At 73.3% G+C, this 22,728-nt stretch carries 21 protein-coding genes; 11 read left to right on the top strand and 10 right to left on the bottom strand.

Going from position 1 to position 22,728, the window contains the following annotated elements:
- Window positions 1-2: 2 nt before the first annotated feature.
- Window positions 3-1,643, bottom strand: coding sequence for a nitrilase-related carbon-nitrogen hydrolase (locus ABZV00_RS08485; RefSeq protein WP_355603050.1), 1,641 nt, complete (start codon window positions 1,641-1,643; stop codon window positions 3-5).
- A 79-nt stretch (window positions 1,644-1,722) separates the two neighbouring features.
- Between ABZV00_RS08485 and ABZV00_RS08480 the strand changes: the two genes are divergently transcribed.
- On the top strand, window positions 1,723-1,998 hold the full coding sequence (locus ABZV00_RS08480; protein ID WP_355603048.1) for a Dabb family protein: 276 nt from the start codon (window positions 1,723-1,725) through the stop codon (window positions 1,996-1,998).
- Between the two features lie 29 nt (window positions 1,999-2,027).
- Here the strand turns inward: ABZV00_RS08480 and ABZV00_RS08475 are convergent, their stop codons facing one another.
- The 6 genes from ABZV00_RS08475 to ABZV00_RS08450 are packed head-to-tail and all read right to left on the bottom strand — an operon-like array spanning window position 2,028 to window position 9,354.
- Window positions 2,028-3,497, bottom strand: coding sequence for an aldehyde dehydrogenase family protein (locus ABZV00_RS08475; protein ID WP_355603046.1), 1,470 nt, complete (start codon window positions 3,495-3,497; stop codon window positions 2,028-2,030).
- Window positions 3,494-4,699 (bottom strand): NAD(P)/FAD-dependent oxidoreductase, encoded by a 1,206-nt coding sequence (locus ABZV00_RS08470; RefSeq protein ID WP_355603044.1) that lies wholly within the window; start codon window positions 4,697-4,699, stop codon window positions 3,494-3,496. Before ABZV00_RS08470 ends, ABZV00_RS08475 begins: the two co-directional genes overlap by 4 nt.
- Window positions 4,699-5,622: an isocitrate lyase/PEP mutase family protein gene (locus ABZV00_RS08465; protein WP_355603043.1), complete on the bottom strand. Its 924-nt coding sequence runs from the start codon at window positions 5,620-5,622 to the stop codon at window positions 4,699-4,701. Before ABZV00_RS08465 ends, ABZV00_RS08470 begins: the two co-directional genes overlap by 1 nt.
- A complete protein-coding gene (locus ABZV00_RS08460) occupies window positions 5,619-7,121 on the bottom strand; it encodes an aldehyde dehydrogenase family protein (RefSeq protein WP_355603041.1) in 1,503 nt (500 codons plus the stop codon). The genes ABZV00_RS08465 and ABZV00_RS08460 overlap by 4 nt, the downstream gene beginning before the upstream one ends.
- Window positions 7,118-8,395 (bottom strand): acyl-CoA dehydrogenase family protein, encoded by a 1,278-nt coding sequence (locus ABZV00_RS08455; protein WP_355603039.1) that lies wholly within the window; start codon window positions 8,393-8,395, stop codon window positions 7,118-7,120. The genes ABZV00_RS08460 and ABZV00_RS08455 overlap by 4 nt, the downstream gene beginning before the upstream one ends.
- 5 nt (window positions 8,396-8,400) lie before the next feature.
- Window positions 8,401-9,354, bottom strand: a complete 954-nt coding sequence (locus tag ABZV00_RS08450; RefSeq protein WP_355603037.1) for a flavin reductase — start codon at window positions 9,352-9,354, stop codon at window positions 8,401-8,403.
- A 185-nt stretch (window positions 9,355-9,539) separates the two neighbouring features.
- On the opposite strand from ABZV00_RS08450, the gene ABZV00_RS08445 reads away from it, so the two are divergent.
- Window positions 9,540-10,361, top strand: coding sequence for an IclR family transcriptional regulator (locus tag ABZV00_RS08445; protein WP_355603035.1), 822 nt, complete (start codon window positions 9,540-9,542; stop codon window positions 10,359-10,361).
- 14 nt (window positions 10,362-10,375) lie between these two features.
- Here ABZV00_RS08445 and ABZV00_RS08440 read toward each other — a convergent pair whose 3' ends face one another.
- A complete protein-coding gene (locus ABZV00_RS08440) occupies window positions 10,376-11,083 on the bottom strand; it encodes a hypothetical protein (protein WP_355603033.1) in 708 nt (235 codons plus the stop codon).
- Window positions 11,084-11,139: 56 nt separating this feature from the next.
- Between ABZV00_RS08440 and ABZV00_RS08435 the strand changes: the two genes are divergently transcribed.
- Window positions 11,140-12,030 carry a CoA ester lyase gene (locus tag ABZV00_RS08435; RefSeq protein ID WP_355603031.1) on the top strand — a complete coding sequence of 297 codons (891 nt, stop codon included), beginning with the start codon at window positions 11,140-11,142 and terminating at the stop codon, window positions 12,028-12,030.
- A gap of 77 nt (window positions 12,031-12,107) precedes the next feature.
- On the opposite strand, the gene ABZV00_RS08430 is transcribed toward ABZV00_RS08435, so the two are convergent.
- Both ABZV00_RS08430 and ABZV00_RS08425 read right to left on the bottom strand, forming a co-directional pair.
- The gene (locus ABZV00_RS08430) at window positions 12,108-12,851 is read right to left on the bottom strand and encodes a hypothetical protein (protein ID WP_355603029.1); all 744 of its coding nucleotides are present in this window, start codon (window positions 12,849-12,851) and stop codon (window positions 12,108-12,110) included.
- Window positions 12,852-13,033: 182 nt separating this feature from the next.
- Window positions 13,034-13,900 carry a DUF4437 domain-containing protein gene (locus tag ABZV00_RS08425; RefSeq protein WP_355603027.1) on the bottom strand — a complete coding sequence of 289 codons (867 nt, stop codon included), beginning with the start codon at window positions 13,898-13,900 and terminating at the stop codon, window positions 13,034-13,036.
- A gap of 273 nt (window positions 13,901-14,173) precedes the next feature.
- Here ABZV00_RS08425 and ABZV00_RS08420 point away from each other — a divergent pair, with 273 nt between their 5' ends.
- From ABZV00_RS08420 to ABZV00_RS08385, 8 genes are read left to right on the top strand one after another with little or no spacing between them, the layout of a single operon-like run.
- Complete coding sequence (locus ABZV00_RS08420) at window positions 14,174-14,824, top strand: isochorismatase family protein (protein WP_355603025.1); 651 nt, start codon at window positions 14,174-14,176, stop codon at window positions 14,822-14,824.
- Between the two features lie 39 nt (window positions 14,825-14,863).
- Entirely contained in the window at window positions 14,864-15,661 is a 798-nt protein-coding gene (locus ABZV00_RS08415; RefSeq protein ID WP_355603023.1) for an SDR family oxidoreductase, read from the top strand.
- A 29-nt stretch (window positions 15,662-15,690) separates the two neighbouring features.
- Window positions 15,691-17,232, top strand: coding sequence for a class I adenylate-forming enzyme family protein (locus ABZV00_RS08410; RefSeq protein WP_355603021.1), 1,542 nt, complete (start codon window positions 15,691-15,693; stop codon window positions 17,230-17,232).
- Window positions 17,232-17,783, top strand: a complete 552-nt coding sequence (locus tag ABZV00_RS08405) for a MaoC family dehydratase (protein ID WP_355603019.1) — start codon at window positions 17,232-17,234, stop codon at window positions 17,781-17,783. The genes ABZV00_RS08410 and ABZV00_RS08405 overlap by 1 nt, the downstream gene beginning before the upstream one ends.
- On the top strand, window positions 17,780-18,814 hold the full coding sequence (locus ABZV00_RS08400) for an LLM class flavin-dependent oxidoreductase (protein WP_355603017.1): 1,035 nt from the start codon (window positions 17,780-17,782) through the stop codon (window positions 18,812-18,814). Before ABZV00_RS08405 ends, ABZV00_RS08400 begins: the two co-directional genes overlap by 4 nt.
- Entirely contained in the window at window positions 18,811-20,079 is a 1,269-nt protein-coding gene (locus tag ABZV00_RS08395) for a CoA transferase (RefSeq protein ID WP_355603015.1), read from the top strand. Before ABZV00_RS08400 ends, ABZV00_RS08395 begins: the two co-directional genes overlap by 4 nt.
- Window positions 20,076-21,470 (top strand): MmgE/PrpD family protein, encoded by a 1,395-nt coding sequence (locus tag ABZV00_RS08390; protein WP_355603013.1) that lies wholly within the window; start codon window positions 20,076-20,078, stop codon window positions 21,468-21,470. The genes ABZV00_RS08395 and ABZV00_RS08390 overlap by 4 nt, the downstream gene beginning before the upstream one ends.
- Window positions 21,467-22,702 carry a RidA family protein gene (locus ABZV00_RS08385; RefSeq protein ID WP_355603011.1) on the top strand — a complete coding sequence of 412 codons (1,236 nt, stop codon included), beginning with the start codon at window positions 21,467-21,469 and terminating at the stop codon, window positions 22,700-22,702. The genes ABZV00_RS08390 and ABZV00_RS08385 overlap by 4 nt, the downstream gene beginning before the upstream one ends.
- The last annotated feature ends 26 nt before the right edge of the window (window positions 22,703-22,728 follow it).

Here is a 22,728-nt window from a genome sequence, read left to right as displayed (position 1 = left end):
GATCAGCGCCTTTCGGTGAGGGCATGGACGAGCCGCCACGGGCGGCCGTCGACCAGGTCGGTTCGGCGGGAGACGAGCCGGTTCGCCGCCTGCGCCGGGGCCACCACGGCATGCGTGACGGGCCGGTCGGCGGCGATGTCGGTGCGCAGCGGGCTGCTGATCCGGCCGGTGAACGGCCCGGCCCAGGTGGTCCACAGGGTGAAGTCGGCGCTGAGCGTGAAGACCGCGGCGCCCGTGCCGAGTGGCCCGGCGGCGATCACGTTGAGCCGGTTCTCCGCGGCCCGCTCCGGCAGGCCCAGCGCCAGCTCCCAGGGCTCGCGCGGGGTGAACGGCACGGCGACCACATCGGCGTCGGCGAGCGCGGTGAGCCGGAACGTCTCCGGGAAGATCGCGTCGTCGCCGACCACGATCGCCAGCCGCCCCCAGGGCAGATCGAAGGTGCGCAACGCGTCGCCGGGCCGCGCGGCGTCGCGGGCCGCGCCGGCCCGATGCAGTTGTGGCTGCTCGCCGACCACGCCATCCGGGCCGATGAGAAGCCCGACCGGGCCGTCGGCGCCGCGGGCGGTGGCCACGGCGTACGAGTCGGTGCCGCGCAGTGTCGGTATCAGCGCCGCGGCCACCTCGGCCGGCCCGACGTGCGCGCCGAGGGCGTTCTCGGCGAGCACGGCGAGCAGCGCGCCCTCGGCGACCGACTTGCCGAGCAGGTCGGCCGCCTGGCCGGGGTCCGGCGGCCGGACCACGGCGACCGGCAGGCTCGCCGCGCCGGGCGGCCGGCGGCGGCCGGTCGGCGCGTCCCCGAGCGGGCCGTAGAGGTCCGGCCGGCGGGCCGCGAGGATGTCGGTGCCGTCCGGGCGGTGCTTGTCGTCGGCGCGCTCCGGAGCGATGTCGGCGATGACGACGGCCTCGCCGGTGCGCGGGCCCCTGGCCACCACCGTGCCGTCCGGTGCGACGATCTGCGACTCGCCGGCCCCGTGCAGCCACTGCTCCGGCACACCGAGGCCGCGGCTCATGGCCGGCAGGTGCTCGGCGGGCAGCAGCGGGCCGACCTTGTTGGCGGCGATCACCCAGGCCCGGTTCTCCGTGGCCCGCACCGGGATGTGCAGTGCGGCCTCATCGGTGGCGAACGAGTTCAGGCTGTTCAGCAGCACCTGCGCGCCGCACAGGGTGAGCCCGCGGGTGACCTCGGAAATGACGCCCTCCATGCAGGCGTACATGCCGAGCCGGCCGATCGGCGTGTCGAGCACCGGGCCGACCTCGGTCGCCGGGTCGAGGTGGTCGTTCTCGGCGCCCATCAGGACCTGCTTGTCGCAGCTGCCGAGCACCGCCCCGTCCGGTCCGAAGAGGAAGTTGGTGCCGCCGGTGCGCCCGTCGGGGTAGGCGTGCGTGACGTTGATCTTGATGTACACCCGGTGCTCGGCGGCGCTCGCCGAGATCGCGGTGAGGAACGTGTCGCCCGGCCGGGTGGCCAGGGCGCGTGCCTGGGCGCGGTCGGTGTACCAGGACAGGTGGTTGCAGAACTCGGGCAGCACCACGAGTTGCGCGCCCTGTCGGGCGGCGTCGGCGATCAGGCGCAGACAGGTGGCCAGATTGGCCTCGATGTCCTGGCCGGCCTCGAACTGTACGGCGGCAACCCTGATGGTCATTCCCGCTCCGGTTCCCCTGGCGAAACGCTGTTTCCAGAACATACACTCGGGCGACGCCGGGGAACAGGGGGAAGAACAGGTGTTTACACACGTGGTACTGATGAAGTTCGCCGATGCGGCCGATGCTGCCAAGGCGAAGTCGCTGCTGGAAGGTCTGGCCAGCACAATTGATGAGATCGCGACGCTGACGGTCGCCCTGGACACGCTGCGGACCCCGGTCTCCTACGACCTCTGCATGATCAGCACGCACACCGACGCGGACGCGTTGCGCGCCTACCAGTCCCACCCCGCCCACCTGGAGGTGGCGGGCTGGCTCAAGCCGCGCCTCGCGGCCCGCGTCGTCGTCGACTACTGAGGACAGGGCCCGCCCGACGCCGCCCGGCCTCAGCCCGGGTACGCGTTGGCGGGCAGCCCGGCGCCACCGGGCCGGAACGGGCCGGGGGCGTGCACGACGCAGGTCTGCGCGTACTCGGCGAGCCCCTCCTCGGCGTACTCCCGGCCGTAGCCGGAGCGCTTCACCCCACCGAACGGCGCCCGCAGCGACAGCCCGGTGCGGTTGTGCGTGTTGACGAAGACGAAGCCCGCCTCGACCCGGCGGGCCAGCGCGAACGCCCGCTCCTCGTCGGCCGACCAGACCGAGCCGCCAAGGCCAAGCTCGTCGGCGTTGACCCGGGCCAACAGTTCCTCCTCGTCGTCGTAGAGCAGCAGCGGTACCGTCGGCCCGAACTGCTCCCCGGCGATCACCTCGGCGTCGTCCGGTGCGTCCAGCACGAGCGTCGGGGCCACGAAGTACCCGCCGGCCAGGTCGGTGCCGCCATCGACGGTGCCCAGCGGCAGCGCGGTGGCTCCCCGGGCGACGGCCGCCGCAACGATCCGCTCGATCCGGGCGGCGGCGCCGGCCGAGATGACCGGGCCCATGCTCACCCCGGGCGTGAGCGCGTCACCGACGCGCAGCACCTCCGCCGCCGCGGACCGGTACGCCGCCACGAACTCGTCGCGGCGGCTGCGGTGCACGTACAGCCGCTTCGCCGCCATGCACACCTGGCCGCTGGTGGCGAAGCTCGCCAAAACCAGCCGGCGCATCGGCTCGGCGCCCAGGTCAGCGTCGGGCAGGAAGATCGCCGCATCGTTGCCGCCCAGCTCCAGCACGACCGGGGTGGTCTGGGTGGCCGCGGTCGCCGCCACCTGCCGGGCCGCCGTGCCGCCGCCGGTGAACGCCACCTTGCGCACCAGCGGGTGTCCGACCAGCGCCGCTCCGGCGACGGCGTCGCCGTGGACGACCGCCAGCGTCCCGTCGGGCAGCGCCCCGGTGAGCAGGTGCAGCGCCTCCGAGACCGCCAGCGGGGCCAGCGGCGAGGGCTTGACCACCACCGCGTTGCCGGCGGCGAGGGCCGGGGCCACCTTGAGCAGGGTGAGGATGATCGGCGCGTTCCACGGCGTGATCGCGGCGACCACCCCGTACGGCCGGGGCAGCCGCAGTAGCCGGCCGGCCGCGTCGTCGATCTCCCGCTCCGCGTACGCCGCCGGGGCATGCTCGACGACCCAGCGCAGGTAAGTGGCGGCGAACCCGACCTCGCCGCGGCAGTCGGCGAGCACCTTGCCCGACTCCCGGGCCAGCAGCTCGGCCAGCGGTTCGAGCCGTCCGGCGATCGCGTCGGCGCCGGCGGCCAGCGCGGCGAGCCGCCGCGCGATACCGGTGACCGCCCAGCCCCGCTGCGCGGCGTCGGCCCGGCGGACCAGGGCGTCCACCCGGTCGGGCCCGCTGACACCGACCGTGCCGACCAGCTCGCTGGCCCTGGACGGGTTCTCCCGCTCGATCACCGCGCCGTGCGGGCCGTCGCCGGCTGCCGTCATGCCCGTGCCACCGGCTGCCCGGCGTCGGGACGCAGCGAGGCGATCATGGAGCTGCGCAGCAGGTACGCCCGGGCGGCCGCCGGATCCTCGGCCAGCGCGCGCAGGCCGGCCAGCTGCGCGGACCGCAGCTGCGGATCGGTGGCCCGGATCCGGCGGTAGTTCTGGTCGGAGACCTCCTGCACGTAGGTCAGGGCGATCCGGCGCCGCTCGTCGGCCACCGCCGTCACCGCCCGGTCCAGCTCCCCGCCGTCCGGTGCCGCGCGGCCCGAGGCCAGCACCTCCGCGTAGGCGACCGCATCGTGGATGCCCGAGTTCATGCCCAGCCCGCCGAGCGGGTTGTTGACGTGCGCGGCGTCGCCGGCCAGCAGCACCCGCCCCTGCCGGAACGCCGCGGCGACCCGCTGGTGCACCCGGTACAAACTGGCGTGCGCCACCCGCCACGGCCGGCCCGGGTCGGCGATCGCCCGCAGCCGCTCGTCGAGCCGGCCCAGCTCGTGGGCATCGGTGGTGTCCTCGGGGGTGGGCAGCAGCACCCGCCAGTGGTCCGGCGTGCGCAGCAGCACCGACCACTCGACCGGGTCGAAGACGTAGTTGACGTACGCCAGCGGGCCGAGCAGCGCCGGCAGATCCTCGTCGGTGGAGGCCACCAGGAACCGTTCGGGGTAGGTGATCCCGTCGAACGGCAGCTCCAGCGCCCGCCGTACCGCGGAACTGGCGCCGTCGGCCGCGATCAGCCAGTCGCCGGCCACTTCCCGGCCATCCTCGGCGACCGCGACCACGCCGCCGTCGGCCGGATCCGTGGCGTGTCGTACCGAGTCGACCGGCCAGCCGAAGTGGACCCGGGCCGCTGGGTGCCCGGCCAGGTGGGCCAGCAGGATCTGGGTCAGCTTGGACTGCTCGCACTGCACCCGGTACGGGTACGGAGTGTCGCCGGCGAGCACCGCGAGGTCCAGCTCCGCGATCAGCCCCTCCCGGCGGTCCCGGTACGCGAACGTCGGCGCGACCAGCCCACGCGCCAACAGGTCCGCGCCAACCCCCAGCGCGTCGAGCATCTCCAACGTCGGCGGGTGGAACGTGGAGGCGCGGGACTCGGCGGCGAGCTGGTCGCCGGCCTCCAGCACGGTCACCTCGCAGCCCCGGCGGGCCAGCGCGAGCGCCGCGGTCAGCCCGACAGGCCCCGCTCCGGCGACCAGCACGTGCATCAGGCGTACCTCCGATCGAGAGTCAGCGCGTCGTCCTGGCCGACCAGCGCGGTGAACGACGACCAGGCAAGCCGGGGCACCGCGTCAGCGTGGCCGTCCCGGCCGATCGCTGCGTAGGCGGCGGCAGCCGCACGGAGCGCGGCCAGCATCGGCGCGACCGGGTGCAGGACGACCCGGACCCCGAGCGCGCCGAGCGCGTCGTCGGGCGGGAAGGGCCGCACGCCGCCCGCCTCCGAGCGGTTCACCACCAGGGGTACGCCGGGCAGCGCGGTACGCACCGCCGCCAGCTCCTCGGCGGTGTCCACGCCCTCCAGGAAGACCGCGTCCGCGCCCGCGGCGGCGAACCGGCCGGCCCGTTCGATCGCCTCGTCGAGGCCGGCCACCGAGTAGGCGTCGGTGCGTGCGATCAGCACCAGGCCGGTACCCGCCTCGGCGACCGCCCGGATCTTTGCCGTCGCACCCGCCCGGTCCAGCAGTTCCTTGCCGGCCAGGTGGCCACAGCGCTTCGGGCTGACCTGATCCTCCAGGTGCAGCCCGGCGACACCGGCCGCCGCGTACCGCTGGGCGGTCCAGACCGCGTGCAGCGGGTTGCCGTAGCCGGTGTCCGCGTCGGCGATCAGCGGCACGCCGGCCAGTGCCGGGACCAGCCGGGCGGCCCGCTCCGCGACGTGCGTGCCGTGCAGGTACCCCAGGTCGGGAAGGCCCAGCTCGACCGCGGCGCAGACCGCACCGGACAGGTGCACGGCCCGGTGTCCGGCCTCGGCGGCCAGCGCGGCGGTGAGCGGGTCGTGTACGCCGGGGGCGTGTACCGGCGAGGCGCCGCCCAGCAGCGCCCGCAGCACGTCGGCCGGGCGTGCGGGCGCCGCGCCGCCGGGCGCGACCGGGGGCGCATCCCTCGACGGGACGGTCTCGCCCGGGTTCATGGCCGGCCGTGCAGCGCGAAGCCGCCCTCGACGCCGACCACCCGCGGGTTGGTGAAGAACCGCAGGGTCTCGGCGGTGCCCTCCTCGCCGTACCCGGACAGCCCGAACGCCGGGCGCGGGCTGAACAGGTGCAGGCTGAGCACTGAGGAGCCGTTGACCTTGACCTCGCCGGCCCGGATCCGGCGGGCCACGGCCAACGCGGCCTCCTCGTCCGCGCCGAGCACGTACGCCTCCAGCCCGTACAGCGTGCCGTTGGCCAGCGCCACCGCCTCGTCTTCGGTGGCGTACGGGTGCACCGCCGCTACCGGTCCGAAGATCTCGTCGCCGGTGTGCACCGCGGCGACGCCGGTGACCAGCGTCGGGGCGAGGAAGTTCCCGCCGGCCAGCGGCCCGGCGGCGGGCAGCGTGGTGCCGGTGACCGCGGTCCCGCCGTGGGCCAGCAGGTCGTCGCGGGCGGCCAACACCCGGGCCAGGTGCCGGGAGTGCACCAGCGGACCGAGGTCGGTCGCGGGGTCCAGCGGCGCGCCGGCGACCAGGCCGGCAAGCCGGTCGGCGATCGCCCCGACGATCTCGTCGTGCCGGTCGGCGGGCACGATCAGTCGGCCCAGCGCCCGGCACCACTGGCCGTTGAGCGTGCTGAGCAGGTCGACCGCGGCCCGGGCGACGTCGGCGACGTCGGCGTCGGGGAGCACGACCAGCGGATTGTTGCCGCCGAGCTCGAGCTGCACCGGCTTGATGTCGTAGGCGCAGGCCGCCGCGACCGCCCGCCCGGCGGCGAGCCCGCCGGTGAAGGAGACCGCCCGGATCCGGGGATCGCTGACCAGGGCCGCGCCGGCCTCGGCCCCGCCGTGCACGAGCTGGAACACCCCGGCCGGCACACCGGAGGCGGCGAGCGCCGCCCCGATGACGGCGGCGAGCCGTTGGCTGCCGTGCGGGGCGTACTCGCTGGGCTTGAGGATCGTGGGGCAGCCGGCGGCGAGCGCGTTCGCGACCTTGTGCGCGGCCATCGGCGCGGGCGCGTTCCACGGCACCACGCAGGCGGCCGGACCCCAGGGCAGCCGTTCGACGTGCACGATCCGGCCGTCCTCGCGGTGGAACTCCTGGCTTTGCGGGCCCTGCCGTAGCTGGGCGGCCGCGAGCCGGAACGCGCCGCCGAGGATCACACCCAGCGGTGTGGTCTGCTGGATCGGCACGCCGGTGGTCGCCGACTCCAGCGCGCAGATCTCGGCCGCGACGCCCTCGACCGCCTCGGCGACGCCGTCCAGCACGTCGGCGCGGGCCGAGGCCGGCAGTACGGCCCAGCTCCCGGCCTCGTGCACCGCCGAGGCGGCGGCGACGGCGGCCTCGATCCGGACCGGCGGCGTGCCGGCGGCGGGCCGCCGCACCGCCCCGGTCGCCGGGTCCTCCAGGTCGAACCCGAGCGGTGCGTCGCTGGGCGTCCAGACCCCGTCGACCAGGTCGGCGAGATCGGGCTGGTCCGGCTGGTCGGACCCGGTCACCCGGCCACCGCCGCGAACAGGTTGTTGGACCGGTCGCTGGTGACCGAGCTGGCCGCCTCCAACCGGCCGCGCTCCGGTGGGAACGTCATCACCAGCCCCATCGCCAGGTCGCGCAGCGCCCGGCCGACGGGTCCGTTCATGGTGGCACCGGACGTGCCGGACGCCTTGAGCGCGCCGACCGCCACGTCGAAGCACGCCTCGCAGATCGAGCCCTTGGCCAACCGCCACTGCCGGTAGACGTCGGCGTGCGGGCGCAGCGGCGGCTCGCTGGTCTCCAGCAGCAACTGGCGGCGCAGCCAGAGGTACGCCGTCTCCAACCGTTCCGTCATGTCACCGACGATCACCTGGTGCATGGGGCTCTCCGCAATCGGCCGGCTGGTGTCGGCGAAGGTCTTCTCGGTGAGCTTGGTCAGCGTGTCGTCGTAGACACTCTGCGCCGCGCCGACGTAGACCGCCGTGATGGCCAGCTGGTTGCCGACGAAGCTGCCGCGGCTGCACTGCAGCATCTTCACGAACGCGCCGGGCACGGTGAGCGCCTCGTCGGACGGAATGAAGACGTCGTCGAGCCGGATGCCGTGGTTGGCCGAGCCGCGCATGCCGATGCCGTCCCAGGTCGGCCGTGAGGCGACGCCGGCGGCATCGCGGGGCACCAGAAACAGTGCCAGCCCGTCCGCCGTCTCGTGCCCGGCGAGCCGGGCGGTGACCAGGTAGGTGTCGGCGACGCCGGTGGCGCAGCCGAACGACTTCTCGCCGGTGAGCGACCAGCCGTCGACGCCGTCGCGGCTGGCCGGGGTGGCGGTGGTGGAGATGGCGATGTTGGCCGACGAACTCTTCACCGCCTCGCTGGCGAAGTTGGCCAGCCACACCCCACCGGCCATCCGGGTCAGCACCTTCTCGGCGAAGGCCCGCACGGCGGGGACGTCGGCGTCGTCGAAGAGGCCGCGCTCGATCGCCTCCAGCGGCAGCAGGCCCCGGGAGGCGCTGGTGTTGTGGAAGAAGAAGGCCAAGGCCGTCGACGGGCACGCGCTGCCCATCGCGAAGGTGGCGGCGGCAAGGTCGCGCAGGCCGCCGCCGAGGCCGCCATACTCCTGCGGAACCACCAGGCCGAGCAGCCCGGCATCGCGCAGCAGCGCGACGTGCGCGGCGGGGAACACCCCGTCGGCGTCGGCCTGCGCGGCGGCGGCCCGCAGCGCGGGCAGCACCTTCTCCACCCGGGCCGCGCGATCCTGCTCGGCCGGGGTGAGGTCGTCGATGAGCCGTCCGCCGGTGGACATGTGGGTTACTCCTCTGGTTTGTTGGCGGGGAGCCGGGGACAGGACACCCCGAGTTGCCGGGCGAGAAAGACCACGTCGCGGGTGCGCAGGGCGCCCGTGCGACCGCTGAGGGTGGTGTCGAAGCCGGTGACCCCGCTCTTCATCGCGACCATGGCGTTGACCAGGCCGAGCCCGCGCTGGGCACGCAGCCGCACCCGAAGTGAGGCGCGGCGGGCGCGCACGGTGGCGTCGGCGAGCACGGCCCGCACCTGCACCGGGCTGGCGTCGGCCTCCTCAACCAGGGTGACGGCGGTGTGCCCGGCGCGCAGCAGGTGGTCCAGCTCGGCGAGGGTGGCCTCCTCGCCGCCGGCCCGGAAGGCATCGGCGATGAACGGGCCGGGGGTTGCCCGCACCGTGAAGCCGGCCGTTGCCAGGGTGCTCGCGCGTAGGCGGGAGAGTCGGCCCCCGATCGCGATGTCGATCCTCTCCGGCAGCGGGTCGGCGAGCTGGCTCCACGCGCTGGAGTGGAACAGCAGCGGGGCACCGACCCGGGGAGTGCTGGCAGCGAGAACCTCGCCGACGAAGATCGTGTGGTCGCCGCCGGGGTAGGCGTGCACGACCCGGCAGTCCAGCCAGGCCGTCGCGTTGGCCAGGACCGGGCAGCCGGTTTCGGCGTGCGCCCAGTCCAGCCCGCCGAAGCGGTCGGTGACCCCGGGGTGCATGCCGGCGAAGCGCTGGCCGATGCCGGCCTGGCCCTTACCGAGGAAGCTGATCGCGAAGACGCCGGCCCGCTCCACCAGGGCGTGGCTGGGAAGGTGGACGCCCACGCAGACGGAGACCAGCGGCGGGTTGAGGCTGACCGAGGAGAACGAGCTCGCGGTCATGCCGTGCGGCCGGCCGTCGATGACCGTGGTCACGACACCGACGCCACTGGGCCACTGGGCGAGGGCCGAGCGGAACGTGATGCTGTCAACCGACACTGGCAGGTTCTCCGTTTCGCATTAGGAAACGTCGTTACCACAAACGTAACGAGGGGCGTTGTCCCGTGTCAACCGTCGTTCGGCGGCGGCCAGGACACGCTGTTTCGCTAGGTGGAATCGAGCGAATCGAGCGACCTACACTGCTCTGGAGACGGACGAACGAACAGCGCTGTGGAGGCCCACCCATGACCAGTCGGACATCCGCGACGACGGCACCGGCCGTGGCGGAGGACAGCGACGGCCAGTCCCGCTCGATCGCGGCGGTCGAGCGGGCGATGGACGTGCTGCTCTACTTCGGGCGCAGCGGGCGCCCGGACCTGGGCGTCACCGAGATCGCGACCGCGCTGGGCCTGACCAAGGCCGCCGTGCACCGCATCCTCACGGCGCTGCGCAGCCGGGAGCTGATCATTGTCGACCCGAGCACCCGTCGCTACGCACTGGGCCACGCGGCCGTCACGCTCGGCCGTGCCTACCTGGCCCGCACCGACCTGCGCGCGATGGCCGGCCCGGAGCTGCGCGCGCTGGCGGCCGAGACGGGCGAGACCGCCACGCTGTCGCTGCGCCGGGGCGATACCCGGCTGTACGTCGACCAGGTGGTGCCCGAGCACGAGCTGCGGCTGGACGTCAACATCGGCATCCCGTACCCGCTGCATGCCGGCAGTTCGTCCAAGGCGTTCCTGGCCTTCGTCACCGAGGACGAGTTCGACGCCTACCTGGAGCGGCACCGGCTCGACGAGCTCACCGACCGGACCATCACCGACCCGGCAAAGCTGCGCAAGGAGCTGGCCGCCATCCGTAAGCGCGGCTATGCCACCTCGCGCGGTGAACGCCAGCCCGGCGCGACGTCGATCGCGGCGCCGGTCTACGACCACGACGGGCACGTGGTGGCGGTCGTTAGCGTGGCCGGGCCGGTGGGGCGGTTCAAGCCGGACTCGCCCAACCTGGCGAAGTCGCTGCTGAAGGCGACCAGCCGGATCTCCGCTCAGCTCGGCTACAGCGGCGCCTGACCGACCTGCCCGGGTCACAGCGCCGCGAGCGGCTTCAGCACGCCGAGCGCCGCGGCCGCCAGCACGCTGCCCCAGATGCCCCACACGTAGGGTAGGCAGCCGTCGATCGCCCGCCGCATCGTGCCCTCCACCTCCGGTGTGGAGCCCGTCGTCATCAGCGTGCCGAAGGCCGGCCCGAACGGGCGCAGGGTGAGCCGGATGCCCAGTCCGCAGGCGATCGCGACGCTGTAGAGCAGGATCTTGCCGCCCAGCCACTTCGGGTTGGTGTCCACGCCGAACGGTGCGGCGGCGAAGAGCGTGTAGAGCGCGGTCCCGGGCAGCCCGGCGATCAGCACGATCCGGACCGTCCAGTCCGCCCGGCGCACCCACCGGCGGTGGCCCGGGCGGTGGTGGTCGGAGATCGTGGCGGCCAGCCACGCCGCCGCGAACACCCAGAGCAGCGCGACGATCGGCCAGCCGAACGGGTTGATCCCGAAGGCCCGCGCGCCGTGCGGGTCCAGCGCCATCAGCGTGACGCCGCTGGGCAGGAAGAGCACCAGGCAGATCTTGGGCCCCAGGTCGAGCCCGCTCATGATCTTCAGCGCGGTGGCCCGGGCGGCCGGCGTGAGATCGGGCTTGAGGACGAACCTGCTTGACCAGAAGACCCCGAGATCTCCGCCCAGCCAGAAGACGAAGAGCACGATGTGCAGCAGAATCCACCAGCCGTGCGGGTGCGGTCCCATGAGGCCTCCTTGACGTCTCGACCACCAATGGAAACACTGTATCCGTAGTCGAAACAATGGCCGCGCCTCGCCGGGGCGCTGTCGAGCGGAAGGGCCCGAAGCCGTTGAGGTCGTACCTGTACGTGCCCGGGGACGCGCCCGACAAGCTGGCCAAGGCGGCGGGGCGCAGCGCGGACGCAGTGATCGTCGACCTGGAGGACGCGGTGCCGCCGGCCGGCAAGGACGCCGCCCGCTCGGCGGTCGCCGCCTTCCTGCGATCCGCGCCGCCCGGGGTCGCCTGGTGGGTGCGGATCAACCCGGGCCGGTTGGGCCACGTCGACGCGGCGGCCGTCGTGGGGCCGGGCCTCGCCGGGCTCTGCGTGGCGAAGGCCGAGTCCGCCGCCGAACTGACCGCCCTCGACGAGGTGCTCGGCGCGGCCGAGTCGGCGGCCGGGTTGCCGGCGGGCATGACGGCCGTGGTGCCGCTGCTGGAGTCGGCGGCGGCTGTGGTCGCGGCCCTCGACATCGCCCGCGCACCCCGGGTACGGCGGCTGCAGCTCGGCGAGGCGGACCTGCGCGCCGACCTCGGCGTCACACTCGGGCCGGACGAACGGGAACTGCTCTTCGTCCGCTCGCAGGTGGTGCTGGCCAGCGCGGCGGTCGGCATCGAACCCCCGGTGGCGCCGGTCAGCACCAACTTCCGAGACCTGGTGGCGCTGCGCGCGTCGACGATGGCGCTGCGGCGGCTCGGCTTCGTCGGCCGGGCCTGCATCCACCCGGCGCAGGTCGCGGTGGTGAACGAGGCGTTCACCCCCGCACCGGACGAGGTGGCGACGGCGGCGGACCTGGTGGCCCGCTTCGACGCGGCGGTCCGCGACGGCGTCGGGGTCTGCCTCGACGCGCGGGGCCGGCTGGTGGACGAGGCGGTGGTCCGCTCCGCCCGGCGCCTGCTCGCCCTGGCGGAGTAGGCGCCCGCGCAGGGCCCGGGCATTCGCGGCCCGGGCGGGCGTGGGTGCGGCGGTGGGCATGGCGGCCGGGACCGGCCTCAGGCAGCCGGGGCGGTCAGCGCGAGTAGCGCCGATGGCGTCACCCCGGCGCCGGTGCCGCCGAGCACGGCGTCGCGCAGCGCGGCGATCCGCGCCGGTGGAACCGCCCGCTCGGCGTTGAGCTGGAACTTCGTCGCCAGATCGGCCGCGCTCAACGGATGCTGCGGCCCGCCGCGCGACGAGTCGACCCGGTGCTCCAGGAGTGCGCCGCCGCGGGTCCGTACCCGCAGCACCGCCGCGAACGCACGCGGGAACAGTTCCGACGCCCGGGGGTCGGGCACGCACCGGACCCGGGCCGCCAGCGCCAGCCGGTCGGCCGGCAACTCGCCGGCGAAGTCGTCGAGCGACAGCCCCAGGCCGCCACCGCCGAGCAGCGCCGCCGCGATCGTGTACGGGCCGGAGAACTTCGCGTGGTACGCGCTGCGCGGGCGGATCTTCTCGGCGGTGGGTTCGGCGATGGTACGCAGGACCGGGGCGGCCACCCCCAGCTCGATCTCGGCGACGTCGGCCGGGTCGAGCCCACCGGCCCGCAGCGCCAGTGCACAGTCGACGCCGGGGTGGGTGAAGTGGTTCGACGGGTACGGCTTGTAGACCGTGCGCAGCACCTCCCAGTCGGTGCCCAGCCCGCGCAGCAACGCGTCGGCGGTGAAGTCGCCGGTGTGCGCGGTGAAGAAGCCGAACCGTCCCTCCAGCACGGTCGGTGGCCCGGTCAGCCCGTCGGCCGCCAGCACCGCCGCGCTCACCCCGGCTGTCCGTTCGAGGGGCGCAAGGTCCGCGGCTGGCCGGTCGCGACGGTGGTCTGTGGGCACGTCGCGTTTCGCGACGGCGCGGTTACCGGCCCACCGCGAGGGGAGTACGTGGCCCGGTAGGTGTGACCGGGATGTGACGTGGCCGCGGCGACCGGCTGCGTCACATCCCGTCGCCATCACATCCCGTCGCCGGACCACGGGCCGCGCGAACGGGACCGCACCGGCAGGGTCGAGATGACCGGCGTCTCATCGTGTTCGTGGTAGTTGGTCGCCGTGCCGCCCCACTTGATCCACTCATCGGTGGTGTACCAGTTGATCAGCTCGCCGTCCGATCGGATGATCCAGTCGATGTCGGTCTCGGCGACGAAGTGGCCGTGCTTCACCCCGGCCGGCCGGAAGCAGTAGGTGCCCTCGTCGATGTCGCCGAAGTTGTACGCCATCTTCCCGCCGAGCGTGTAGAACTCCTCGTAGCAGGGGTGGTGGGCCAGCCGGTGATCACTCCAGCCCTTGTTGGCCCGGATCAGCCGGGTGTAGAAGTTGGTCACCGGGTCGCGGTGCAGCAGCTTGATGTAGAGCGGGGTGATCGGCCCGACCGTCGGGGCCGCGGTCCACTCCATGGCGTTGGAGTCCACCACCGTCACCTCGCCGACGGCGGTGTCCCACCGCGCTGAGGCCGGGCTCCACTGTGCCTTCTCAACGTCGAAACCGCAGTCGCCGTACTCGCGCCAGTGCAGCACCGACGAGCCCTCGCGGATCTTGATCCAGTCCATCGGCACGCCCCGCGGCACCTGCAGGTAGCCGCCGGGGCCGATCTCCTGACCGCCGTAGGTCAGCGAGCCGGACCGGACGAGGAACTCGGTGTCGGCGTGCGGAACGCCCGGCCCGCGCCCCCAGTCGCTGTCGAACCGCAGCGACAGCGAGGACGATCCGTCCTCCTCGTCGGTCGAGAGCCGGCGTTCGCGGACCCCGCCCTCGCCGTGCGGCAGCTCCCCGACGTGCCAGATGTAGTCATTCTCGTGAATCAGTTCGACGTGCGCTCGCACCGCTGCTCCTCAGTTCGCGTTTCAGGGTCTTCCCGGCGGCGTTGCGGGCGGCGCCCCTTGCCCGGAGGTGCCAGGGCGCCCGGTGTCCGGCGATGGTGAGATCGGTGCCGTCCGGGACCAGCATGGCTGCAATGGAAACACTGTTTCCACGAGCGCGGCAAGCCTGTCGCCCGCATTGTTCCCCCTAGCGAAACGATGTATCCAGCGCATACGATGCGGCGATGAATCGTGCCGAGCAGCGCGCGGCCCTGCGCGCGGACGGGGTGATCTGAGATGTCCGTCGGTACCGCGCGCGGCGGCACGCTCGATGCCGACTACGCCGGCGCCGGGTTCGCCCGCCGGCTCGGCTGGGGCACCCGGCCCGCGCTCGTGCTGGTCGACCCGGTCGCCGCGTACGCCGTACCCTCGTCGCCACTGTTTCTGGCCACCGCGGAGGCCGCGCTGGCCGCCATGGCCGCGATGGTGGCGGCGGCCCGCGCGGTCCAGGTTCCGGTGGCCTTCACCGCGGTGCGGTACGCCGACGAGTCCTGCGCCGAGGCGCCCCTGTTCGCCGCGAAGGTGCCGGCGCTGACCGCGTTCGCCGCCGGCAACCCGCTCGGCGACTTCCCGGCCCAGGTGACACCTGCCCGGGGCGAGTACATCGTGTACAAGCACTACGCCAGCGCCTTCGCCGGCACCGCGCTGGCCGCCTGGCTCACCGCGGCCGGCGTCGACACGGTGGTGCTTGGCGGCTTCTCCACCAGCGGCTGCGTCCGCGCGTCGGCGGTCGACGCCCTGCAGCACGGGTTCCGCCCGATGGTGGTGCGCGAGGCGTGCGCCGACCGCGATCCCGGCCCGCACGAGGCCAACCTCTTCGACCTCGACGCCAAGTATGCCGACGTGGTGCCGCTGGCCGACGCGGTCGCCCGGTTGGCCGGCGACTGACCGGACCCGTTCTCCCGACTCGAGTGGGCAGGAGCAGCCATGCACAAGGCAGTCATCACCGGCAGCACCAAGGGGATCGGCTTCGCGCTCGCCCGCGAACTGCTCTCGCGAGGCCACTCCGTCGTCGTCTCGGGCCGCACGCAAACGGCCGTGGACGATGCCGTCGCGCGGCTGCGCCCGCAGGCCGCCGCAGCGGCCGCCGTGCACGGCTTCGCCGTGGACGTCACCGACGCCGCGCAGGTCGAGCGGCTGTGGACCGCCGCGGTCGACGCGCTGGGCGGCGTCGACCTGTGGATCAACAACGCCGGTGTCGCCAACACCACCCGGCGGATCGCCGAGACCGCGCCGGAGGACGTCCGGACGATGGTCACCACGAACATGCTCGGCACCGTGTACGGGTCCCAGGTCGCCGTCCGCGGCATGCTCGCCGCCGGCGGCGGCCAAGTCTTCAACGTGCTCGGCGGCGGCAGCGACGGCCGGATCCGCCCCGGCATGGGGGTCTACTCGGCCACCAAGCGCGGTCTGGACCTCTTCACCCGGGCGCTGGTCAAGGAGGTCACCGGTACCGACGTGCGGGTCGGCCAGATCCGCCCCGGCATCCTCATCACCGAGGGGTGGCTGCGCGAGGCCGCCGCCGCGCCGGAGCAGGTGGCGCGGCAGCGCAGGCAGCTCAACATCCTGTGCGACCACGTCGACGACGTCGCGCCGTACCTGGTCGAACGGATGCTGGCGAGCAACAGGAACGGCGACGCGATCGCGTGGCTCACCACCGGCCGGATGACCCGCAAGGCCCTCACCCCCGGCAAGCGCGACGTGCTCGCCCGCTACGGACTCTGACCGGTTCGACTCAGGAAGGACGGCACCGGGTGAAGGGTGTGCAGCTCAACATGGCCGCCGGGATCCGCGAGTTCGGCCGGGCCACGCCCGGCCGGGTCGCGGTCGTCGACGGCGAGCACGCCGTGACGTTCGGCGCGCTCGACGAGCGCTCCAACCGGCTCGCGTCCGCGACGCTCGCGCACGGCATCGCCCCCGGTGAGCGGATCGCGGTGCTGAGCAACAACCGCTACGAGTACTTCGAAATATCGGCGGCGATGGCCAAGGCCGGCATCCCGACCGTGCCGCTGAACACGAGGAACAACAGCTCGGACAACGCCTACATCCTCGCCCACTCGCGGGCGAAGGGGATCATCCTGGCCGACGAGCTGGCCGGCAACGTCGACGGGCTGCTCGACGACCTGCCGCTCGTGCTCAGCTTCGCCGGCCAGGTCGGCGAGCGGTACGAGACGTTCCTGGGTCAGGGCCGTGCGGTCGATCCGCAGGTGCCCGTCGACGAGCTCGACCCGTTCTGCGTCACGTACACGTCTGGCACGACCGGGCGGCCCAAGGGCGTCCTGCTGACCCACCGGGGACGGGTCCTCACCGCGTTCGGGGTCGGGCTGGACTACGGGCTCGGCCCCAACCGCAGCACGATCGCCGTCGCGCCGATGTACCACGGCGCGGGGTTCGCGTTCGCCTACACCGCCCCGATGCTCGGCGGCTCGTGCACCGTGCTGCCCACCTGGGATCCGGAGCGGCTGCTGGACCTGATGGTGGCCAGCCGCGCCTCCACGGTGTTCCTGGTGCCCACGCACGCCCAGCACCTCCGCCGGTTCTGCGAGGAGCCGGCCGCCCGGTACGACCTGTCGGCGCTGCGGACGCTGTACTTCAACGCCGCCGCGTTGCCGGTCGCGCTGAAGGAGTGGGTGATCGCCGCTTTCCCCGGCGTCGACGTGCACGAGCTGTACGGCTCGACCGAATGCTCCATCGTCACCAACCTGCGCCCGGAGTTCGCCCTGGAACGGGCCGGCAGTGTCGGGCATCCCTGGTTCTGGAACGAGGTCCGGCTCACCGACGACGACGGCAACGAGGTCGGGCCGGGTGAGCCCGGCGAGCTGTTCGCCCGCTCGCCGTTGCTGCTGGCCGGGTACCTCGACGACGAGGAGGCCACCCGGGCCGGGTACGACGCGGACGGGTTCTTCTCCGTCGGGGACGTGGCCGTGCGTGATGAACAGGGATTCATCACCATCGTCGACCGGAAGAAAGACATGATCATCGCGGGTGGGGTCAACATCTTCCCGCGCGAGATCGAGGAGGTCATCGCCCGCCACGAGCCGGTCGACGAGGTCGCCGTGGTCGGCGTGCCCGACGAGGTGTACGGCGAGCGCATCGCCGCGTTCGTGGTCGGCCGCCCGGGGACCCGGATCGACGTCGAGGCCCTGGAGGGCCACGTCCGGCAGCACGTGGCGCGCTACAAGGTGCCCCGCGAGTGGCACGTCGTCGACGTGTTGCCGCGCAACTCGAGCGGCAAGATCCTCAAGCGGGTGATCCGTGACAACCACTTCGCGCGGTATCAAAAGGAGATCGACTGATGGGGCTCAAGCAGGGCTGGACCGGGCGGTTCTTCGAGGACTTCGAGATTGGAGACATCTACCAGCATCCCCTCGGGCGCACCGTCACGGAGACCGACAACACCTGGTTCACGCTGCTGACCATGAACACCAACGAGATGCACTTCAACGCCGAGTACGCCGCGCGGTCGGAGTTCGGCAAGCCGCTCGTGGTGTCGACGCTCACGGTGGCCATCGCGGTCGGGCAGAGCGTCACCGACCTGACCCAGAACGCGTTCGCGAACCTGGGCTGGGACGAGATCCGGATGACCCACCCGGTGTTCGCCGGTGACACGCTCTACAGCGAGTCGCTCGTGCTGGAGAAGCGCGAGTCCGCGTCCCGCCCACATGCCGGCATCGTCACGGTGCGCACCCGCACGCTGAACCAGCACGGCGACGAGGTCTGCTCCTTCAAGCGCACGTTCTATGTGTACCGCCGGGGCGCCGAACAGCTGGAGAACCTCTTCCCCGTCGGGAAGTCCCCGCTCTCCCTCGACAACGACCGCGACCGCGACAGCAAGGGAACGGCATGAGGCTCACGTACCAGCCGTGGGGTGCGACGCTCGCGGAGCTGGCCGACGCCGGGCGCCGGGCGGAACGCGCGGGCGCCGAGGTGCTGTGGGTCTCCGAGCTGCACCGCAGCGCGACCGGCACCGCCGCAGCCCTGGCCGGGGCGACGTCAACCGCACGGATCGGCACCTCGATCGTCCTGGCGTTCACCCGCAGCCCGGTGATCACCGCGCTGGAGGCGCTCGACCTGGACGAGCTGTCCGGCGGCCGGTTCGTGCTCGGCCTCGGCTCCGGGGTGCGCCGGCTCAACGAGGACTGGCACAACGTCCCGTTCGGCAAGCCGGTCGGTCACTTGCGCGAGACGGTCCGCAACATCCGGCTGTTCTGGGACGACTGCACCACCGGTGCCGAGATCCGTGCCGACGGCGAGTTCGAGCCGATGCGCATCCGCGGCTACGAGCGGCCGTTCGCCGTGCCGCAGCGGCCGATCCCGGTGTATCTGGCAGCGATGGGCCCGCTGATGACCCGGCTGGTCGGCGAGATCGGCGACGGCTGGATCAGCCACGAGCTGTGCTCACCGGGGTACCTGCGGGAGCAGATCCTGCCCGACCTCACGCTCGGCATCGACCGCGCGAACGGCAAGGCGCGCCACGACCTCGACGTGGTCGTCTCCGCGTGCTGTTCGGTCGCCGCCGACCCGGCGCTCGCCCGGCGCCGCGCCGCCGGTGTGGTCGGCTTCTACGCCACGGTCCGCACGTACGCCGACTTCTTTGCCTTCCACGGCCTCGCCGAGGACCAGCAGGCTGTCATCGACGCGTTCCGGGCCGGTGCCGGCGCGGACCATCTCGCGGGCAGGGTCAGCGACCGGATGGTCGATGCGCTCACCATGGCCGGCACCCGCGACGACGTCGCCGCCCGGATCGCGGCCTACGACGGCATCGCCGACACCGTGAAGCTGAGCCCGCCGACCCATGGGCTGCCGGCCGCCGAGATCCGCGCGGCCCAGGACGAGATCATCGCGCTGATCGGTGAGCTGACGGGAGCGTCCGCATGAGACCGCTGGAGGACCTGCGCATCATCGCGGTCGAGCAGTACGGCGCCGGGCCGTTCGGCAGCGTGCACCTGGCCGACCTCGGTGCCCAGGTCATCAAGATCGAGGATCCGCGGGCCGGCGGCGACGTCGGCCGGTACGTGCCGCCGTACGCCGAGGACGAGGACTCGCTCTTCTTCGAGACGTTCAACCGCAACAAGCGCAGCATCTCCCTCGACCTGGGTACCGCCGCCGGGCGCGACGTCTTCGAGCAACTCGTCGCGGTCTCCGACGTCGTCTACTCCAACCTGCGCGGGGACGTGCCGGAGAAGATGCGCATCCGGTACGACGACCTCAAGCACCTCAACCCGCGCATCGTGTGTGTGGCGCTCACCGGGTTCGGGATGACCGGGCCGCGCAAGCGGGAACCCGGCTACGACTACGTGTTGCAGGGTCTCGCCGGCTGGATGGAGCTGACCGGCGAGCCGGACGGGCCGCCCACCAAGTCCGGGCTGTCACTTGTGGACTACTCGGGCGGCTTCGTGGCCGCGATCTCGCTCCTGGCCGGGGTGCACGCCGCCCGCCGCGACGGCGTCGGCATGGACTGCGACGTCAGCCTGTACGACACCGCGGTGTCGATGCTGACCTACCCCGCGACGTGGCACCTGAACGCCGGCTTCCGGCCGGTACGCACACACCACTCGGCCCACCCGTCGCTCGTGCCGTTCCAGGCGTTCGAGGCCAAGGACGGCTGGATGGTCGTCGGCTGCGCGAAGGAGAAGTTCTGGACCCGGCTGTGCCAGATCGTCGGCCACCCGGAGTGGGCCGAGGCCGGCTCGCCGTACGCGACGTTCGCCACCCGCCGGGAGCACAGCGCCGACCTGGTGCCCCGGTTGGAGTCGATCTTCCGGCAGAAGACCGTCGACGACTGGCTCGCGCAGTTCTATGCCGGGTCGATCCCGTGCGGCCCGATCAACGACGTCGGCGCGGCCCTGGTGGACGAGCACACCGCCGCCCGAAACCTCGTGGTCACCACCGACCATCCCCGGTACGGCGAGGTACGGCAGCTCGCGTCCCCGGTGCGGGTCGGCGACGAGACGCCCACCTACCGCCGGGCGCCGCAGCGCAACGAGGACGTCGCGCTCGTCACCGAGGAGATTCTGGGCCTGGATGCGCAGCAGGTGGCGGCGCTGCGGGCGGCCGGCGCGTTCGGCGACGCCGGGCCGGCACCCGGCGCGGGCACCCCCGACACCCCCGACAGCCTCGACACCACGGCCGCGTCACGATGATCGCCGAGGAGCTTGCCGAGTGGGGCACCGGCCACATCGAGGTGCCGGCCGCGGTGCGGGCCGCGGCGCTGCGGCACCTGCTCGACGGGGTCGGCACGGCGCTGGGTGGGTTGCGCGCCGGCTCGGTAGCGGGGGAGTTTGGCGGGCCGGCGCCGATTCCGGCCGTCGCCGTCGCCCGGGCGCTCGGCGGGCCGCCGGAGGCGACGATCATCGGGTCGCGGGGCCGGGTCGGGGCGCCGGCCGCCGCGCTCGCCAACGGCACGCTCGTGCACGCTCTGGACTTCGACGACACCCACGCCGGCGGCCTCGTCCACGCGACGGCCGTGGTGCTGCCGGCCGCGTTCGCCGTCGGTGAGCAGGTCGGCGCGGCCGGCCGGGCCGTTCTCGAGGCCGCCGTCGTCGGCTACGAGACCGTGTGCCGGGTAGCCGCCGCCGCACCGCACGGCTTCCACGCCCGCGGGCTGCACGCCACGATGGTGGCCGGCGTGTTCTCCTCGGCGATCGTTGCGGCCCGGCTGCTCGGCCTCGGCGCCGCGCGGACCGCCGACGCGCTCGGCATTGCCGGCAGCCAGGCCGGTGGGCTCCTCGCATTTCTCCACGGTGGAGCGTCGACGAAGCAGTTGCACCCGGGGTTCGCCGCGCACGCCGGCATCCTCGCCGCCCGGCTGGCCGCGGCCGGGGCCAGCGGCCCGACGAACGTCTTCGACGGCCCGCACGGTGTGTACGACGCGCTCGCCGCCGGCGCGGTCGACCTCACGTCCGTCACCGCCGACCTCGGCACGCGCTGGGAGACCACCCGGATCGGCGTCAAGCCGTACCCGGCGTGCCAGCTCTCGCACGCCGCGATCGACGCGGTCCTGCACGCGGTGCGCCGCGGCGGGGTCGGTCCCGGCGACGTCGCCGCGATCGACGTCGACGTGCACCCCGACTCGGTGCCCACGGTCTGCGACACCCGGCGGGACCTGGCGCGACCGGCGTCGCCGTACGCGGCGAAGTTCTCGCTACCGTGGAGCGTCGCCGCCGCCGTTGTCGACGGTGACCTGACCACCGCGACGTACGACCCGGACTCGCTCGGCCGGCCCGAGGTGGAACGCGTTGCCCGGCTGGTGCGCTGGCACGTCACCCCCACCGGCGGGACGGCGGCCGACGCGCCCGGCGCCGCACGCATCACGCGTGTCGACAGCTCGGCCGTCACCGGCAGCGTGCTGCGCAGCGCGGGCGGCCCGGACAACCCGCTGACCGACGAGCAGCTCGTCGCGAAGTTCCGCGGCAGCGCCGGTGGCGACACCACTGACCTCGTCGACCTGCTGCGTCGCCTCGAAGAGTTGGACACCATCGAACCGCTCATGGCGGCGCTGGCCGCCGCCGGTACAGGCAAGGACGGCCCGTGACACTGCACGCCATCAGACCGCGGTCCTTCCGCTGGTTCCCGTACGACGGCTTCACGTTCTGCCTCGGCCTCGCCGAGGGCGACGCGGCCTGGACCTCCGGCCACACCTCGGCCGCGTTCGACGAGGCCGTCGGCAAGATGACGGTCACCGGGGACATGGCGGCGCAGGCGCGCATCGCGTACGAGAAGGTGCTGACGATCCTGGCGGCCGCCGGGTTCGGGCCGCAGGACGTCACCCGGGTCACCGAAAACGTGACCGTCGCCGGGCTCGCCGAGTACGAGGCGGCCGCGGCGGTCCGGCGGGAGGTCTTCGGCGACCACGAGCCCGTGCTGCGGACGGTCGTCGTCGAGCGGCTCGTGCGGCGTACCGCGCTGCTGGAGGTCGAGCTGCATGCGGTCCGCGGCGGCGGCGAGGTGCTGGCCGCCAGCGAGCCCCGGCGGGCCGGCACCTGGCGGACCTCCACCGTGCGGACCGGCCACGACGGCGCGGTGTACCTGCCGACGATGCTCCCGGTCGACGCCACCGGCGCCGTGGTCCACCCGGGCGACTTCGCCGCGCAGTACGCCTACTGCCTGGACCGGGCGGGGGAGCTGCTCAAGGCGGTCGGGCTGTCCCTCGACGCTGCCGTCACGACCTACGACTACTCGACCCCACAGACCCGCGACGTGTACCGCCGGACGCACCGCGTGCGGCAGGAACGCCTCGGCGGCGCCGGCGTGTACCCGGGCGCGGGCGGTATCCTGATGAGCCGGCTGCACCACCCGGACGCGCTCGTCGCGATCGACGTCACCGCCTCCCGGCACCCTTTGGAACTGGTCAACCCGGGCTGGTCCCGCTACGACACACTCACCTACGCCCCCGGGGTCAGGGCCGGCCGGACGCTGTACATGTCCGGTTTTGCGGCGCTGGACATGCAGACGCAGCAGGCTCTGCACCCCGACGACATCGTGGCGCAGGCCGAGGCGACCTATGGTGCGATCCTGCACCTGCTGCGCTACGCCGGCCTCGGACCGGAGCACCTGCTGGAGACGACCGAGTACTGCGTCGAGTCCGCGCTGCCGGCGTACCGGGGCGTGGCCGGCGTGCGGGAACGGCTGCTCAGCCCGCCCTGGCCGGCGTCGACCGGGGCGATCTGCAAGGCCCTGCTGCGCCCCGAGTTCCTGTTCGAGGTGTTCCCGACGGCGGTGTACCCGGCACGAGCGGTCCGGAGCGAAGCGGAAAAGGCGGCATGAGCGCGGTCCGGAGCGGAGCGAAGGAG

It is taken from the genome of Micromonospora sp. NPDC005173, assembly GCF_040608515.1.
Lineage (GTDB): Bacteria > Actinomycetota > Actinomycetes > Mycobacteriales > Micromonosporaceae > Micromonospora.
This window is presented reverse-complemented; position numbering and strand designations above follow the sequence as displayed.